Raw genomic sequence first — 15,586 nt, 5'->3', positions numbered from 1 at the left:
CGTCATGCCCGTCATCGTCACCATTCTTGTCGTCGTCATCGGATTCGTGCTGGTGTTTTCCGTCGTGTGGCTCTGGCAGTTGCGCACGGAAAACGCCGGCATGGTCGATCCGGTCTGGGCCGCATCGCTCGGCGCGGCCGCGCTATTCATCGCCGCTAGCGGAACCGGCGCGATGGTCAATCGCGTGTGCGTCGCGGCAGGCGGCGCGGTCTGGGGCGCGAGACTCGCGCGGCATCTGTGGCGGCGCAATCATGGCAAGCCGGAAGACCCGCGCTATCGCGCGTTTCGTGAGCGCTGGGGCGCGCGGGCCGCGCTCAACATGTTCGGCTTCTTCCAGTTGCAGGCATTCATTTCGATGCTGCTCGCCATCGCGTTCTTCGTACCCGCCTATGCGGACGATGCGGCGAGTCCGCTGGGCGTCGCGGGTTTCGTCGCGGTCTGGATCATCGCCGTCGCGGGCGAAGCCGCCGCCGACCGTCAACTGAAGCGCTTCGTCGCCGATCCCGCGCATCGCGGGAAAGTGTGCCGCGAAGGATGGTGGCGCTATTCGCGTCATCCGAACTACTTCTTCGAGTGCGTGCACTGGCTCGCCTACGCCGTGCTGTCGATCGAACTGCCGTGGGGCTGGGCCACGCTCGCGCCGCCCGTGCTTATGGCGTGGCTGCTGCTGAAGGTATCGGGCATTCCGATTCTGGAGGCGCGTCTGGCCGAAACGCGCGACGGTTATCGGGACTACATGCGCACGACGAGCGCGCTGATTCCGTGGCCGCGCAAACGCGTGTGAACAGAGGAACGATATGCCGATAAACATCACCGCCCACGAGACGCCCGCAACGCCGGCAGACATGCCCGCGCACGACGAGAGCCGGATCATTCGCGCGTGCGAGCGCGGCTTCGTACCCGATGCGCTCGTGCGCGCCGGCATGCGCATGCTGATCCGCCAGCGTCTCACCGACGAACACGCGAACGACAACGCGCTGCGCATGGAGGCGTTCGAACGCCTGCTCGCCGAACTTCGCGCGAGCCCGATCGCGATCGATACGCAAGCCGCCAACGCGCAGCACTATGAATTGCCGGACGCATTCTTCGAGGCGCATCTCGGACCGCGTCTGAAGTATTCGTGCGGCTTCTATCCGCTCGGCGACGAGTCATTGGCGCAGGCCGAACTCGCGATGCTCGAACGCTATGCGGAGCGCGCGCAACTCGCCGATGGCCAGCGCATTCTGGATCTCGGCTGCGGCTGGGGTTCGTTTGCGCTGTGGGCGGCGCAGCGTTATCCGCGCGCGCAGATCGTCGCGTTGTCGAATTCGCACGGGCAGCGTGCGTTCATCGAAGCGCGGGCGCGGCAGCGCGGGCTCGGCAATGTGCGCGTCATGACGGGCGATATCGTCGATTTCGAATTCGGGCGTGAAGAAGCGCCGTTCGATCGCATCGCCTCGATCGAGATGTTCGAGCACATGAAGCACTACGGCTTGCTGCTCGCGAAGATCGCGCGCTGGCTCGCCGATGACGGACGACTTTTTGTCCACCACTTCGCGCACAAGAAGCTCGCGTATCACTTCACCGCGCACGATGGCGGCGACTGGATGTCGCGCTATTTCTTCACCGGCGGCACGATGCCATCGGCGTCCTTGCTGCTGCATTTCCAGGACGATCTGCGCGCGACGCGTCAGTGGTGGATGAACGGCACGCACTATGCGCGTACCGCGAATCAATGGCTCGCCGCGCTCGATGCCGCACGCGATACCGTCATGCCGATGTTCCGCGACGTCTACGGCGATGCAGCCGCGATCTGGTTCCAGCGCTGGCGCATGTTCTACATGGCGGTCGCCGAACTCTTCGGCTACGCGCGCGGCAGCGAATGGGGCGTCGCGCATTTTCTGTTCGAGAAGCGTCCGATGAAGGTGACGACATGAAAAATGTACATCGCGTGCTGGTCGTTACGCTCGTGGCGGCGGGCGTCGTCGCGGCGCTGGCGAGCTGTTCGAGCCCGCCGAATCCGAATCCGCGTGCGGGCGAGCCGCTTCAGACCGTGCCCGTCGATGTGCCGCGTTACATGGGGCGCTGGTATGTCATCGCGAACATTCCGTACTTCGCAGAGCGTGACTTCGTCGGTACGCACGTCGAATGGTCGCTGCGCCCCGACGGCAAGATCGACGACGTTTTTCATGGCCGCAAGAACGGTTTCGAACAAGCGGAAACGACACATCATTTCGTCGATACCGTGAAGCCCGGCAGCGATGGCGGCGAATGGAGCGTGCAACCGTTCTGGCCGGTCCACGTGACGCAACTCACGCTCTACGTCGATCCGGATTATCGCTACACGATCCTCGGCTATCCGAACAAGAAGCTCGGCTGGATCTTCTCGCGCGAGCCATCGATGAGCGACGACGTCTATCGCTCGCTGCTGGCGCGCCTCGACGCGATGGGCTACGACATCGCGCGATTCCGTCGCGTGCCGCAATCGCCCGAACAAATCGGACAGCCCGGATTTCAGAGCCCCGGTCAGCGCGAGTGACGCGACGTCACGCCACGCTCATGCATCCGCGTGCGCGTGCGTTTCGTATCTCTTGGAAACAGCCACGTCCATGTGGCGCGAGGAGACCTTTTGGCGCGAGGAGACCGCCCGGCATGAATGCATCGACAAAAGGAAGACAGCAGCGTATCGCGGTGATCGGCGCGGGGATCGCCGGTCTCGCGAGCGCGTATCTGCTCTCGCGCGCGCATCGCGTGACGCTCTTCGAAGCAGCCGATTATCTCGGCGGACACACGCATACCGTCGATGTCGCGCTCGATGGCATGCAGCATCCCGTCGATACGGGCTTTCTCGTGTTCAATGACCGCACGTATCCGAACCTTGTCGCGCTCTTCGACGAACTCGGCGTGCTCGCGCATCGAAGCGAGATGACGTTCTCCGTTTCGCTCGACGGCGGGCGCTTCGAATGGGCGGGCACGAATCTCAACACGGTGTTCGCGCAGCGGCGCAATCTGTTTTCGCCGTCGTTTCTCGGCATGCTGCGCGATATCCTGCGTTTCAATGCATCGGCGCACGCGCATCTGGAGCGCGTGAGCGTGAATCGCTGCTCGGTCGGCGAACTGCTCGTCGAAGGCGGTTACGGCGCGCCGTTTCAACGTCATTATCTTTTGCCGATGGCCGCGGCAATCTGGTCGAGCGCGGCGCACGATATCCTGCGCTTTCCCGCCGCCACGTTCCTGCGCTTCTGCCTGAATCACGCGCTCTTGCAGGTGAACCATCGGCCGCCGTGGAAGACAGTCGCGGGCGGGGCGCGCGAGTATGTGCGGCGCATCACGGCGACGCTCGACGACGTGCGTACGCATACGCCCGTGCGAGGCGTTCGCCGCGACGACGACGGCGTCACCGTGATGACCGACGATGCCGGTCCCGAGCGCTTCGATGCCGTCGTGCTCGCCACGCACGCGCCGACGAGCCTTCGCCTGCTCGACGACGTATCCGCCGAAGAACGCGCATTGCTCGGCGCCGTGCGCTATCAGGGCAATCGTGCGGTGCTGCACACGGATCGCGCGCTGCTGCCGCGCAATCGCCGGGTGTGGTCGGCGTGGAATTACATCGGCGCGCGCGCGGGGCTTGCGCGGGAAGCGGCCGAGCCGGTCTGCGTGAGCTATCTGCTCAACCAGCTTCAGCCCTTGCCATTCAGGACGCCCGTGGTCCTGACGCTCAATCCCGTCGATGAACCCGCGCCCGGCACGGAACTCGGCCGGTACGAATACGAACATCCGCTTTTCGATCTGGCCGCCATCGACGCGCAGACGCGTCTGCCGCGCATTCAGGGCGCGCGCCGCACGTGGTACGCGGGCGCGTGGACCGGCTATGGCTTTCACGAGGACGGACTGAAGTCGGCGTTGCGCGTCGCGCGCGATTTCGGCGTGCAGCCGGCATGGGCGAAACCATGAGAACGGCGCAATGGCTGACGGGCCGCGTGATGCACGAACGGCTGCGCCCGACGCGACATCGCTTCGAATATCCGGTGAGCTACGTTTATTGCGACGTCGCGCAACTCGATGCGCTTCGGCGCGTGTGGTTCGGCATCGACCGCATTCGGCCGCTTGCTCTTTTCAGGCGCGATTACGGTCCGCGCGACGACTGCGATCTCGATCTCTGGATGCGCTCGTGCCTGGCGCAAGCGCGCATTCCCGCCGATGGCGAAATCCATTTGCTGACGATTCCGCGCGTGTTCGGCTACGCGTTCAATCCCGTGAGCTTCTGGTTCTGTCACGACCGCGCGGGCGCATTGCGCGCGCTTTACGCCGATGTGCGCAACACGTTCGGCGAGCATCGCGGCTACTTGTTGAGCGCGAAGGATCATGCACCGATCGCCGATGACACCGTGCTCGTCTGCCGCAAGACGCTGCATGTCTCGCCCTTTTGCGAGATCGCGGGCGATTACGCGTTTCGCGTGCGGCGGCACGGCGATCGTCTTTCCGTCTCGATCGATTATCGCGATGGTGACGGCCTTCTGATTCGCACCGCGATCGGTCTCGCCGCGCGGCCGCTCACCGGCGCGCTCGTGTGGCGCGCGATGCTGCGCGCGCCGCTCTTCGCCGCGAGCGTCATCGTTCGCATTCACTGGCAGGCGCTGCGGCTATGGATGAAGCGCGTGCCCTTTCACGGCAAGCATCCACCGAATACCGCCAAATCCCGACCATGAACCTGTTGCGGTCCTTCTACGCATCATCGTCCATGCCGCTGTCGGCACGGATCTTTCTCGGCCTTCTCCGTCGCATCCGCATCGGGCATCTGGTGCTCGTGACGCCGGACGGCGGCCGCTGCGTGTTCGGCGATCCGCTCATGCAGCCGGCCGCGCATCTTTCCATACACGACTGGCGCGCCTGCCGCGCGATTCTGCGCGCGGGAGACATCGGTTTTGCGGAGGCGTATCGCGATGGATGGATCGACACGCCCGATCCTTGCGCCCTGCTGCGGCTCGCGATCCGCAACGAGCCGGCGATCGGGCGCACCGTCGCGGGCGGTTTTTTCGCGCAGTGCTGGCACAACGTGCGACATCGTCTGCGCATGAACACGCGTGCGGGCAGCCGACGCAACATTCACGCGCACTACGACATCGGCAATGCGTTCTATGCGCTCTGGCTCGATCCGACGTGGACATATTCGAGCGCCTGGTTCGACGGCGACGCCGATCTTTCGCTCGAAGCCGCGCAGCATCGGAAGTATCAGCGCATCGTTGATACGCTCGGGCTGACGGCGGGCGTGCGCGTGCTGGAGATCGGCTGCGGCTGGGGTGGTTTCGCGCGGCATGCGGCGCGTCTCGGGATTCGTGTTCACGGCGTGACGATATCGTCGGAACAGCATGCGTTCGCTGTCGAGCGCATCGCGCGTGAAGGGCTGAGCGGGCTCGTCGATATCGAGTTGCGCGATTATCGCGATCTGCGCGGTCAGTACGATGCGGTGGTGTCGATCGAAATGTTCGAGGCGGTTGGCGAGCGGTTCTGGCCGACGTATTTCCGCACGCTGCGCCGCTGCCTGGCGCCGGGCGCGAAGGCGCTCGTGCAGTCGATCACTATCGACGATGCGCGGTTTTCGGCTTATCGCGCGTCGAGCGATTTCATTCGGGAGACGATTTTTCCGGGGGGAATGCTGCCGAGTCCGGAGCGGTTCGTGCGTGCGGCGCGGCGGGCGGGGATGGGGGCGCATGTGGCGCTGTCGTTTGGTGAGGACTATGCCCGCACGTTGCGATGTTGGCGTGGTGCGTTTGAAGCGCGTGTCGATGAGGTACGTGCGCTCGGGTTTGATGAGAGGTTCTTGCGGACTTGGGGGTTGTATCTGGCTTATTGCGAAGCGGCGTTCGAGGAAGGGCGGACGGGGGTTGTGCACTTCGTGGTCGGGTGAGTTTGGGTCGGGAAAGGGTTCTTCGCGGATTTGAGTCAGTCGATGCTCTTCGATGCAAGGGCTTGCACAAGCCGGCAGTGCGCTGCCGTCTCGCTATGACAAAGCGCGAGTTCGCGGAGAGCTTTGCGCATTCGTTTCAGATCACGAATCTTGCCGTCGATATCCGCCAGATGTTCGACGACCATCTCGTCCGCATCGGCACAGGGATGCTCAGGATGGTCAGCCAGTTTCAGAAGCGTTCGAATTTCGTCTACCGAGAAGCCGAGTTCGCGGCCTCGCCGCACGAACGCCAGTCGCTCCACGGCATCGGCATCGTAGCGCCGATACCCGTTTTCACCGCGCACCGGCGCGGGCAGCAGTTCGACGCGTTCGTAATAGCGGATCGTTTCGATGTTCACACCAGACAGGCGGCCCAGCGTACCGATCGAGTAGGTGGCGCTCATTTGCTTGACTCTGTAGTGGCTACAGGGTTCAGGATAGTGCTTTTAACCAATCTCGTGTCGGAGTGGATCATGGCCGGAGGCTGCTGTAATGACTGCGAAGTTCAGCCGCGTGCTCGTCAGGGCCGATACCGAAAGATTCTGTGGATAGCCCTCGCAATTAACCTGACGATGTTTTTCGTCGAGATCATGTCTGGTTTGCGGAGCGGTTCCGTGTCGCTTTTGGCTGACTCGCTGGACTTTCTGGGCGATGCTGCAAATTACGGTATTAGTCTTGTCGTGTTAGGGCTAAGCGTGACGGCACGCGCCAATGCATTGCGGATAAAAGCGGTTTCGATGGGGGCATTCGGCGTGTGGGTGATTGGCCTGGCGATCTGGAACCTGACCTCGAGCGCTGTGCCGAGCGTACCCACGATGGGTATCGTCGGCTTGAGCGCCTTGCTCGCGAACTGTGTTGTCGCACTGCTCCTGTTGACCTACCGCGACGGTGACAGCAACATGCGCAGCGTATGGCTTTGCACGCGCAACGACGCGCTGGGTAATATTGCCGTGCTTCTGGCCGCGTTGGGCGTGTTCGGAACCGGAGCGGGGTGGCCGGATCTGGCCGTCGCCGCAATCATGGCGACGCTTGCCTTGACGTCGGCCGTCAAGATCGTTCGGCAAGCGAAGGCTGAAGCGAGGGTGGGCTCGTCCGGGGCTGTCGCGCGCGGTCGTTAGGGCGTTATCCGCAGAAGCAGGTGTTCACCGAATGCGTGTGCGCTTCCCGAGATTCCGGGAAGGGAGCATATCGCAGGGTAGTGAGTTCTCAGATAGCCGACGCGAGTCGGCACACCGTCAAGGCACTAAATCTCGTCGTGGCGACACTTGCCGGGACGCCAACGCTCTATTGCGTCGTCAAGTCTTGGAAGCAGTGGTGGGAGTGGGTCGTGTCAGTCCCGGCGTTTTGCTCCTCCGGTAAATCCCGATAGCAAGACCAACGATAACGACCACGATCGATACCATCTCCACCGGATGCAACTGCTCCCCGACCAGCAGAATCGAAGTGGCTATGCCGAATACCGGGATCATGAGCGACAACGGGGCTACCGTCGAAACCGGATACAACTTCATCAACGAGTTCCAGCCCCAATACGAGAAATGCGTGGCAAGGTACACCTGAAACAGCAGAGAGAAGAAGGCCATTTCGTCCATGTTTTCCCAGCTCATCAGGAAAGGACGTTCTCCCTGCATGAGCCAGGTGCCGAGCAGCAAGGGAAGCGGTGGAAAGAGGCTGGCCCAGACCATGAACGAAAAGATTTCCTTGACTCCAGACTTCTTGATAATCACGTTGCCCACGCTCCACGCGATTGCGCTCAGAACGATCAGCGCAATACCGAGGACCTGGTGCGCGCCTTTCTGCGCGACGAAGATTCCGCACAGCCCAACGAGAACCACGACCGCACCGATCCATTGCGTGGGGCGCAAAGTTTCCCGAAACAAGAGTGCGCCCCAGAACATCGTGAAGAAAGCGCTGAGCTGGATGATCAACGATGCGATACCCGGTGCGACACCCGCTGCAATTCCGTAATTAATCGCTCCCCACATACCGACGCCAAAGATCAGCCCGTATGCCGCGACATAACCGAAATGGACTGATGGCCTGCGAATTAGAAACACAAGCGGAATAGCGGCCAACATGAAGCGGATGCCGGTCAACACAAACGGATCGATCGAGTTCAGACCAAGTTTGGTGATCGGGAAATTAATGCCCCAAATGAATGTGACCAGTAAGGCGAGGGCAAGGTGCTTCTTCTTCATGCTTTCTCCAATGGAAGCTTTTTTGGTGGTGGTGCGTTCGGAACCGCTTAGAAAGACCAGACGGCGGCGGAGCTATTCGGCACGACTGATCAATCGGCGCTAGCGCAGCGAGAAGCGTTATTGCAGCAGACAGACTAACGCGTGAATGATTCGTGATTTGTCATGGGAAGCTGCGATCGCTGCGAGTTCGATTGCATTATCCAAGGCCGCACCCACCGGCACGATGTATTGCGCGACACCTCGCGACACGCTTTCCTGCGCAGTAAGGGGGTGTCCGGTAAGCAGGTTTGACTTTTAATTTCTGTGAGCTCAAGCCCGGAGCGGAAGTTCTGACTGGTGCTGTAAAGAACTGCCGCCCCCATATCGTCAGGAATGTTGAGAAATGTCTCACGTAATTTTCGCATCTTCGCCGTGGTGACAATATAACAAAAGTACTACTCATTTATCACTGACCCCGTTCATTTATCGAAGCAGGATACTATCCTGCGTGCGATCGAGCCGGATTGCAGAATCGGGCACTCTTATGACAAAATCGGGCTCTAAATACGAGATGAGCGAGAACCAGTCCGGCTGACTTGCAGGAGCCTCGTGCATCGCGCACGCTGACTGCCAAAGTCCCATTATTTCGAGGCGACTCTCGATTGAATTCAGAACTACGCGGAATGGCAGGCGAACGACGGAAAGCAGACATATATCTCGAGTCGACTGGTGTCGTCGTGACAACCAGTACATTCAAACCCGGTGACGTTTTTGCCCGACATACGCACGACGAAGGACAATTCGCATATGCGGTGAGCGGCGGAATCTCGATGTTCACGGATAAGGGAAACTGGATCGTGCCTGCGCAGCGAGCGATCTGGGTTCCAGCCAACATCGGTCACGAAATGCATATGCATGGCGCCGTGACGATGCTGAATACGTTCATTGAACACAAGTCCGCGAAGCTCGCCGCCTTGCCGCCCTCCTGTCAGGTCTACGGTGTCTCTGCCTTACTTCGGCACCTGTTCGATGCGATGCTGGCTTTGCCAAGCGGCATGAGCGCGCGACGCGCTCGTCTTGAATCGATCCTCCTCGACGAACTAAGCGGTATGCCCCGGTTGCCTTTAAGCGTACCGCTCCCGCAAGACCCACGACTCTCAAAAGCATGCAGACGTATGCTCGATGCACCAACGCAGTCGATATCGATCGACGCAATGGCGAAGATGGCGAATATGAGTCGCAGAGCCTTCACTCGACTATTTCGCGAAGCGACAGGCGTCAGCTTCGTCGTCTGGAGACAGCAGGTTTGCGTGCTCGAGGCTTTGTCCCGACTCAGCCAGGGAGAAAGCGTAAAAGATATCTCCGCCGATCTCGGATACAGCAGCACAAGCGCTTTCACCGCCACATTCAAGCTTCTTCTTGGTGATACCCCAGTTCGGTATCTCGCTCGATACAGGGAGCTTACGCTTTCGTCTGAGGCCGGCAACTGGGCGTAGCTACGAGACCACCTTGCATAGCGATAAAGCTACTCAACGAGCCACAAGCAAAGTCCGAAACCCCACACCCGCATCGCCATTCCTAGACGCTTGTCACCCTTCAGAATCTTCAACGCCCCGCCGTTAACACACCCAACCGCCACCCCATCCTCCCCCCACACGATGACTCGCGCCCCCTCCGCCCCCTCGCTCAAAGCCGCATTCCTGCGCCACGAAGACACCCTCGCGCCGCCCGACCGCGCACTGGGCGAGGACGATCACGCCGTCTACCGCACGCTGCTCGAATCGACCAAAGCGATTCCCTGGAAGATCGACTGGGCGACGATGGAATTCGCCTACATCGGGCCGCAGATCGAGTCGCTGCTCGGCTGGGCTCCGTCATCGTGGAAAACGGTCCACGACTGGGCCGAGCGCATGCATCCGGACGATCGCGAAGCCGTCGTCACCTTCTGCGTTTCGCAATCCAAAGCCGGCACGGATCACGAGGCCGATTACCGCGCGCTCACCCGCGACGGCGGCTACGTGTGGCTGCGCGACGTCGTGCACGTCGAGCGCAACGAGAAAGGCGAGGTCGAGGCGCTGATCGGCTTCATGTTCGATATCAGCGAACGCAAGCGCACCGAAGAAAAGCTCGCGCAATTGCAGCGGGAACTGGAGCGCCTGTCGTTCAGCGACAGCCTGACGGGCGTCGGCAACCGCCGCCGTTTCGACGACGTGATGGCGCGCGAATGGAATGCCGCGAAGGAATCGGGCACGCCGCTGTCGCTCGTCATGATCGATATCGACTTCTTCAAGTCGTACAACGACTATTACGGCCACGTGCAGGGCGACGAATGCCTGAAGCGCATCGCCGGCGTGCTCGGCGAAGCGGCCGGTCCGCGACACTTTCTCGGCCGTTTCGGCGGCGAAGAGTTCGCGCTGATCCTCGCCGATACCGACGCCGAAGCCGCGATGCGCATCGCGGAGCGTTGCCGCGCGCTGATCGCCGAAAAAGCGATCCCGCACGTGCGCTCGCCGCACGATCAGCAAGTGACGGCGAGCTTCGGGGTGGGCACCGTCGTGCCCGGCGAACGCATGGACGTCACGGCATTCATCAATCTCACCGACGCGCAGTTGTATCAAGCGAAGGACAATGGCCGCAATCGCATCGCGGCCGTGGATCGCGCGGGCATGCGGGGTGAAACGTTCAAGGCGCAGACCCGCTGAGCGTCAGACGCGCCCCGTCACCGGAATCGCCGCGCCCGTGATGCATTGCGCCGCGGGCGAAAGCAGGAACGCGATCACCGCGCCGAGTTCCTCCGGCTTCACCCAGCGGGAGAAATCGGCGTCGGGCATGTCGCGGCGATTCGGCGCAGTATCGATGATCGAGGGCAACACCGCGTTCACCGTGACGCCCTTGTCCTTCAGTTCTTCCGCGAGCGCTTCGGTCAGGCGCAGCAGCGCCGCCTTCGATGCCGCATACGCGCCCATGCCCATGCCCGCTTTCATCGCCGCGAGCGCGCCGATATTGACGATGCGCCCGCCCTCCTTCGCGCTCAATTGCGCGAGCGCCGCCTTCGATGCATTGAGCGCGGTCTTCACGTTGACGTCGAACATGGATTGCCAGGCGTCGACGCTGCCGTCCGCGATCGTTTCCCAACTGAACGCGCCCGCCACGTTCACCAGCGCGTGCAGGCCGCCCGTCTGCTGAACGATGGTGTCGATGGCCTTCTGCGCCGACGTCGCATCCGTCAGATCGATGCCGGTGACGACGCACGCATCGGCGAGCGGCGCGGGCAACGCGTCCGATGGTCCTCCGTGGCCGATCAACGCGACGCGCGCGCCGCGCTCGGCGAGCACGCGCGCCGTCGCGAGTCCCAGACTGCCGAAGCCGCCCGTGATGGCGACGATTTTTCCTTCCAGGCTGTTCATTGCGTGATCACTCCGTTCAATGGCGCCAGAAGAAGGATAGGACGGAACGTGGCGTGCGGCGAGTCGTTCACCTCGCGTCATTCGGCCAGCGCCGATCCCGTCGCGCCGCCTTCGACAGTCGAACGGCCCGCGAGCAACCAGACCGCCGCCGCGATCGTCAGCGCGCATACGCCCGCCACACCGAGCGATGACGCGAAGCCCCTCGCGAAACTCTCCCGCGCGATCCGCATGATCGCCACGCCCTGCGGCCCCGCGAGGCTTCCGCCCGCATGGACGAGATCGCCGGCGAGCAGGCGCGAGAGGAACGTGGCATCGAGCACGCGTTGCGGATCGGCGAGGCTCGACGCGTGGGTATCGAGCGCGGCGTGCGTGCGCGTCGCGAGCACGGCGCCCAGCACGCCCACTGAAGTGACGATCGCGGTGAAGCGCGTCGTCGTGCTGATGCCGGAAGCCATGCCGGTGCGGTTCGGCGGCACGCAGGCCATGATCGCCTTCTGCGTATCGCCGTTGAGCACGCCCGCGCCAAGTCCCGTGACGATCATGCCGACCGCGATCATCCCGTAGCTCGACATGCCCGCGAAGAGCGCCGTCAGCAGATTGCCCGCGCCGATGATCGCGAGGCCGAGCGTCAAAAGCATCATCGGCGGGACACGCCTGCTCAGCGACGCGCCGATATGCGGACCGACGATCATCGCGATCGCGAAGGGCAGCATGCCGAGGCCCGCGCGCACCGCCGGCAAGCCGAACGCGTTCTGCAAGTAGAGCGGCAGGAAGGTCATCATCACTTGCGCGCACGCGGCGTAGCCGAACATCGCGAGCACGGCGGCGACGAAGCGCGGCTGGCGGAACAGCGCGAGGTCGATCATCGCGTGTGTGCGCGAGCGCTGCACCCGCACGAAGACGATGAAAAGCACCGCGCACGCGACGAGGCGCGCGACGGTGCGCCAGTCGGTCCAGCCGTCGGCCTGCGCATCGATCAGCGCCCAGATGCCGAGCGCAAGCGCTGCGGCGAAGAGCGCGCTGCCGGCGAGATCGAGCGATCCCGCGTGTGGATTGCGCGATTCGCGCATGCCGCGCCAGGCGCACGCCGCGAGCAGCGCGCAGATCGGCAGATTCATCAGGAAGATCCAGCGCCAGCCCGCCCATTGCGTGATGACGCCGCCGACGAGCGGCGCGATGGTCGTCGATACGCCCATGCACGTGCCCCACACCGCCCACGCGCGGGCACGCGCCGCGCCTTCGTGAAACGTGTTCGCGATGATCGCGAGCGCGGATGTCAGCAGCATCGCCGCGCCGAGGCCCTTCGCCGCGCGCGCGAGGTTCAGCGCCAGCGCGGACGGCGCGAGCCCGCAACCGAGCGACGCCAGCGAGAACACGGCGAGGCCCGCAATCAGCATTTTCTTGCGGCCGATGCGGTCGGCGAGCGCGCCCGCGGGCAGCAGGCACGCGGCGAACGCGACCATGTACGCGCTCACGACCCATTCGACATCGGCGAAACCGGCGTGGAAATCGCGTGCGATGGACGGCAGCGCCACCGCGACGACGTTCGTGTCGAGCGTGATCAGCGCACACGTCGCGGACGCGGTGAGCAGGACGAAGCGGTTCCCGGATGTGTTCGACATGGCGTGCGCGATGAAAGCGAAAGAGTCTCCCGATGCTAGTGGCGTCCGTCTTTCCTGTCATTGGCATAGAATCGTCGAATAATTATCGAATTCGTAAATACGGACATGCCTGTCGAGTTGCGTCATGTGCGCTGTTTTCTGAGCGTTGCCCGTCATCTGCATTTCGCGCGCGCGGCGGACGAGCTCGGCATCGCGCCGCCCGCGCTCACCAAGCAGATTCAGGAAGCCGAACGGCTGCTCGGCGTGCGGCTTTTTCATCGGACGAAGCGATCGGTCGCGCTGACGGCGGCCGGCGAGGCTTATCTCGGCGAGGCCGTCAGCGCGCTCGATCATCTCGCGCGCGGCGCCGAACGCGCGGCGCTGGCGGAGCGCGGCGAACTGGGGAAGATCGTCATCGGCTATGTGGGGTCGGCGGTCTATTCGGGCGTGCTACAGGCCACGGTGCGCGGCTTTCGGGCGCGTTATCCGCTCGTCGAGATCGGCATCGAGGAAATCGTGATGCGCGAGGCCGGCACGCTGTTGATGGAAGGGCGCATCGATATCGCCTATGTGCGGCCGCCGGTGCCGTACCCGGAAGGCGTCGAGGCGCGCACCGTGCATCGCGATGCGTTCATCGTCGCGTTGCCGGCCGATTCGCCGCTGGCGGCGTCGAGCGTCATCACGCCGGCGCAACTGTGCGATCAGTCGTTCGTCGTGCCCGAGCAGGAATCCGGCACGCTCGAAGTGGCGCGGCGCGGGCGCTTCACGGCGCGGGTCGTCGCGCAGCCCGGCACGCTCGCGGACGTGCTCGCGCATGTGTCGCTGGGCGGCGATGTCGCCGTCGTGCCGCGCTCGCTCGCGCAGTGCGTGACGGTGCCGGGCGTGGAGTATCGGGAAATCGCGGGGAAAGCGGTGCCGTCGGAAGTGGCGATGGTCTACCGCCGCTTCGAGCGCGCGGCGGCGGTCAGGGCGTATCTGGATTTCGCGGCTTCATGATCGAAGCGCACACTGCGCGATAGGTTCGAATCCCGCGCGATACGCCTTTGCCAGCGCCGATGCCTTGTCGCGAAGCGTTGCGCGATCCATCGTCAGCGCGTCGCGCATCGCTGCATACAGGTCCGTGACCCGCACGACGCCCGGCGCATCCGCGATCTCCCAAGTCGACACATACGCGCGCTGCTTCGCGGCATCCACGTGCTGGAAATTCACGCGCGGCAAACCGTACGCCATCGCGACGATCCGGCCATGCAGGCTGCTGCCCGCGAAACCATCGCTGTTCGCGATCAGCGCGCAGATGTCCCAGACGTTCAGCGACTCGAAGATCGTCACGGCCGCGTGGCGCATGCGTGCGGCGAGGCGCGCGTAGACGGCGATATCGTCGTGCCACGGCGCCGCGCCCGCGCGAAACAGCACGATGCCGAGTTCCGTCGTTGTGCCGAGCAAGTCCAGTTGATGCGCGATCTGCGCGAGCGTGGCGTCATCGCCGAAATCCGCGCTGAACTGAACCGCCAGATAGCCGCGGCGTGCATCCGAGTGTGTCCGGATGCGCGCATCGAAAAGCTCGGCGACCATCGATGCCGGGTCCGGGACGAGTTGCGCATCGATGGCCGCGCGCTTCAAGGTCGCTTGCGTTTGCGTGTCCCTCACGCTGATCTGGTCGGCCGATCGAAGCTTGTTCAGCACGTCCTCGCGCAAGGCAATTTCGCGGGCGTCGAGCGTCGCGCCGCCGATCGCGTTGAAGCAGATCGACGCGGCCTGCGCGAACGTCTCCCGGCCGATGACATAGGGCGCGAGCGCATCCGTTCCGAGTTCGGCGCGCGCCCATGCGTCGCGGTCTGCCGCGCGCGAGCCGTATCGGGCGATGCGGGTTTGCGCTTCTTCGCGCGTCTGTAGCATCACGGCCGCTTCCCATGCGTCGCACGTCAGCAGTTCGCCGCCTGCGTGAATCAGCGCGATGGGTTCGTCGCGGCAGCGCTTTGCCAGTTGCGACAGCGCGGCGACATCGTGACCGCCGTGCGCGCGCAAGTCGCGCCGCCCGCATCCGGCGAATATCAAATCGACATCCGGACGACGCTCCGCAAGCAGATGCGCGACGACGTGCGCGAACAGCATGTCGCCGAAGTTGTGCCGATCGAATGCGCCGAAGATGACGATGCGCGGCTTCGACACGGAGCGAGCGTTTGCCAGATGGCCTCCTTTCGGGCAGCGGGAAAGACGCGGAGACGCCCTCACGATCGTCTAATTCTCCCCGATCAAACTTCCTCTCACACGCTGCATGACAGGAGGGAGAGATGAAGATCGAACCGACGCCCATCGTGGCCGCATCGCTGATCGCGGGGGACGGTGAGCGCGATGCATCGCCCGGAGAAACGCGCGACGACGGCATCGCCTCTTCAGAACCGATGCGCTACGAAGACCTCCTGCCCTATCTGCTTTTGCCGATGGCCGGCGCGTATTGAATCCGAAACTCTGGAG

16 protein-coding genes are annotated in these 15,586 nt (G+C 63.3%); 11 read left to right on the top strand and 5 right to left on the bottom strand.

Going from position 1 to position 15,586, the window contains the following annotated elements:
- Positions 1-4 precede the first annotated feature (4 nt).
- The 6 genes from QCE73_RS21845 (at position 5) to QCE73_RS21820 (ending at position 5,887) form a co-directional block, all read left to right on the top strand.
- Positions 5-784 (top strand): DUF1295 domain-containing protein, encoded by a 780-nt coding sequence (locus tag QCE73_RS21845; RefSeq protein ID WP_309883537.1) that lies wholly within the window; start codon positions 5-7, stop codon positions 782-784.
- A 61-nt stretch (positions 785-845) separates the two neighbouring features.
- Positions 846-1,916, top strand: a complete 1,071-nt coding sequence (locus tag QCE73_RS21840; protein ID WP_404989807.1) for an SAM-dependent methyltransferase — start codon at positions 846-848, stop codon at positions 1,914-1,916.
- The gene (locus QCE73_RS21835; protein WP_309883535.1) at positions 1,913-2,518 is read left to right on the top strand and encodes a lipocalin family protein; all 606 of its coding nucleotides are present in this window, start codon (positions 1,913-1,915) and stop codon (positions 2,516-2,518) included. Before QCE73_RS21840 ends, QCE73_RS21835 begins: the two co-directional genes overlap by 4 nt.
- 113 nt (positions 2,519-2,631) lie before the next feature.
- On the top strand, positions 2,632-3,933 hold the full coding sequence (locus QCE73_RS21830) for an FAD-dependent oxidoreductase (RefSeq protein ID WP_309883534.1): 1,302 nt from the start codon (positions 2,632-2,634) through the stop codon (positions 3,931-3,933).
- Entirely contained in the window at positions 3,930-4,688 is a 759-nt protein-coding gene (locus QCE73_RS21825; RefSeq protein ID WP_309883533.1) for a DUF1365 domain-containing protein, read from the top strand. The genes QCE73_RS21830 and QCE73_RS21825 overlap by 4 nt, the downstream gene beginning before the upstream one ends.
- On the top strand, positions 4,685-5,887 hold the full coding sequence (locus QCE73_RS21820) for a cyclopropane-fatty-acyl-phospholipid synthase family protein (protein WP_309883532.1): 1,203 nt from the start codon (positions 4,685-4,687) through the stop codon (positions 5,885-5,887). The genes QCE73_RS21825 and QCE73_RS21820 overlap by 4 nt, the downstream gene beginning before the upstream one ends.
- Positions 5,888-5,922: 35 nt before the next feature.
- Here the strand turns inward: QCE73_RS21820 and QCE73_RS21815 are convergent, their stop codons facing one another.
- Entirely contained in the window at positions 5,923-6,330 is a 408-nt protein-coding gene (locus QCE73_RS21815; RefSeq protein WP_309883530.1) for a helix-turn-helix domain-containing protein, read from the bottom strand.
- Between the two features lie 69 nt (positions 6,331-6,399).
- Between QCE73_RS21815 and QCE73_RS21810 the strand changes: the two genes are divergently transcribed.
- Positions 6,400-7,044: a cation transporter gene (locus QCE73_RS21810; protein WP_309883529.1), complete on the top strand. Its 645-nt coding sequence runs from the start codon at positions 6,400-6,402 to the stop codon at positions 7,042-7,044.
- A 177-nt stretch (positions 7,045-7,221) separates the two neighbouring features.
- On the opposite strand, the gene QCE73_RS21805 is transcribed toward QCE73_RS21810, so the two are convergent.
- On the bottom strand, positions 7,222-8,124 hold the full coding sequence (locus QCE73_RS21805; RefSeq protein WP_309883528.1) for an EamA family transporter: 903 nt from the start codon (positions 8,122-8,124) through the stop codon (positions 7,222-7,224).
- Positions 8,125-8,786: 662 nt separating this feature from the next.
- On the opposite strand from QCE73_RS21805, the gene QCE73_RS21800 reads away from it, so the two are divergent.
- Positions 8,787-9,599 carry a helix-turn-helix transcriptional regulator gene (locus QCE73_RS21800; RefSeq protein WP_309884181.1) on the top strand — a complete coding sequence of 271 codons (813 nt, stop codon included), beginning with the start codon at positions 8,787-8,789 and terminating at the stop codon, positions 9,597-9,599.
- Positions 9,600-9,761: 162 nt separating this feature from the next.
- A complete protein-coding gene (locus QCE73_RS21795) occupies positions 9,762-10,805 on the top strand; it encodes a diguanylate cyclase domain-containing protein (protein WP_309883527.1) in 1,044 nt (347 codons plus the stop codon).
- 3 nt (positions 10,806-10,808) lie between these two features.
- On the opposite strand, the gene QCE73_RS21790 is transcribed toward QCE73_RS21795, so the two are convergent.
- Together QCE73_RS21790 and QCE73_RS21785 are read right to left on the bottom strand one after the other, a co-directional pair.
- Positions 10,809-11,510 carry an SDR family NAD(P)-dependent oxidoreductase gene (locus QCE73_RS21790; protein ID WP_309883526.1) on the bottom strand — a complete coding sequence of 234 codons (702 nt, stop codon included), beginning with the start codon at positions 11,508-11,510 and terminating at the stop codon, positions 10,809-10,811.
- A gap of 77 nt (positions 11,511-11,587) precedes the next feature.
- Entirely contained in the window at positions 11,588-13,132 is a 1,545-nt protein-coding gene (locus QCE73_RS21785) for an MFS transporter (RefSeq protein ID WP_309883525.1), read from the bottom strand.
- Between the two features lie 105 nt (positions 13,133-13,237).
- On the opposite strand from QCE73_RS21785, the gene QCE73_RS21780 reads away from it, so the two are divergent.
- Positions 13,238-14,107 (top strand): LysR family transcriptional regulator, encoded by an 870-nt coding sequence (locus QCE73_RS21780; RefSeq protein ID WP_309883524.1) that lies wholly within the window; start codon positions 13,238-13,240, stop codon positions 14,105-14,107.
- Here QCE73_RS21780 and QCE73_RS21775 read toward each other — a convergent pair.
- Entirely contained in the window at positions 14,102-15,280 is a 1,179-nt protein-coding gene (locus QCE73_RS21775) for a polysaccharide pyruvyl transferase family protein (RefSeq protein ID WP_309883523.1), read from the bottom strand. The genes QCE73_RS21780 and QCE73_RS21775 overlap by 6 nt on opposite strands.
- Before the next feature lie 122 nt (positions 15,281-15,402).
- On the opposite strand from QCE73_RS21775, the gene QCE73_RS21770 reads away from it, so the two are divergent.
- Complete coding sequence (locus QCE73_RS21770; protein ID WP_309883522.1) at positions 15,403-15,570, top strand: hypothetical protein; 168 nt, start codon at positions 15,403-15,405, stop codon at positions 15,568-15,570.
- The last annotated feature ends 16 nt before the right edge of the window (positions 15,571-15,586 follow it).

The organism is Caballeronia sp. LZ029 (assembly GCF_031451275.1).
GTDB classification, from domain to species: Bacteria; Pseudomonadota; Gammaproteobacteria; order Burkholderiales; family Burkholderiaceae; genus Caballeronia; species Caballeronia jiangsuensis.
This window is presented reverse-complemented; position numbering and strand designations above follow the sequence as displayed.

Bases quoted from the DNA above. Each gene is read 5' to 3' on its own strand.
- QCE73_RS21780 (WP_309883524.1), top strand. From the start codon at position 13,238: ATGCCTGTCGAGTTGCGTCATGTGCGCTGTTTTCTGAGCGTTGCCCGT.
- QCE73_RS21810 (WP_309883529.1), top strand. From the start codon at position 6,400: ATGGCCGGAGGCTGCTGTAATGACTGCGAAGTTCAGCCGCGTGCTCGT.
- QCE73_RS21845 (WP_309883537.1), top strand. From the start codon at position 5: ATGCCCGTCATCGTCACCATTCTTGTCGTCGTCATCGGATTCGTGCTG.
- QCE73_RS21800 (WP_309884181.1), top strand. From the start codon at position 8,787: ATGGCAGGCGAACGACGGAAAGCAGACATATATCTCGAGTCGACTGGT.
- QCE73_RS21805 (WP_309883528.1), bottom strand. From the start codon at position 8,124: ATGAAGAAGAAGCACCTTGCCCTCGCCTTACTGGTCACATTCATTTGG.
- QCE73_RS21825 (WP_309883533.1), top strand. From the start codon at position 3,930: ATGAGAACGGCGCAATGGCTGACGGGCCGCGTGATGCACGAACGGCTG.
- QCE73_RS21770 (WP_309883522.1), top strand. From the start codon at position 15,403: ATGAAGATCGAACCGACGCCCATCGTGGCCGCATCGCTGATCGCGGGG.
- QCE73_RS21785 (WP_309883525.1), bottom strand. From the start codon at position 13,132: ATGTCGAACACATCCGGGAACCGCTTCGTCCTGCTCACCGCGTCCGCG.
- QCE73_RS21790 (WP_309883526.1), bottom strand. From the start codon at position 11,510: ATGAACAGCCTGGAAGGAAAAATCGTCGCCATCACGGGCGGCTTCGGC.
- QCE73_RS21840 (WP_404989807.1), top strand. From the start codon at position 846: ATGCCCGCGCACGACGAGAGCCGGATCATTCGCGCGTGCGAGCGCGGC.
- QCE73_RS21820 (WP_309883532.1), top strand. From the start codon at position 4,685: ATGAACCTGTTGCGGTCCTTCTACGCATCATCGTCCATGCCGCTGTCG.
- QCE73_RS21835 (WP_309883535.1), top strand. From the start codon at position 1,913: ATGAAAAATGTACATCGCGTGCTGGTCGTTACGCTCGTGGCGGCGGGC.
- QCE73_RS21830 (WP_309883534.1), top strand. From the start codon at position 2,632: ATGAATGCATCGACAAAAGGAAGACAGCAGCGTATCGCGGTGATCGGC.
- QCE73_RS21815 (WP_309883530.1), bottom strand. From the start codon at position 6,330: ATGAGCGCCACCTACTCGATCGGTACGCTGGGCCGCCTGTCTGGTGTG.
- QCE73_RS21795 (WP_309883527.1), top strand. From the start codon at position 9,762: ATGACTCGCGCCCCCTCCGCCCCCTCGCTCAAAGCCGCATTCCTGCGC.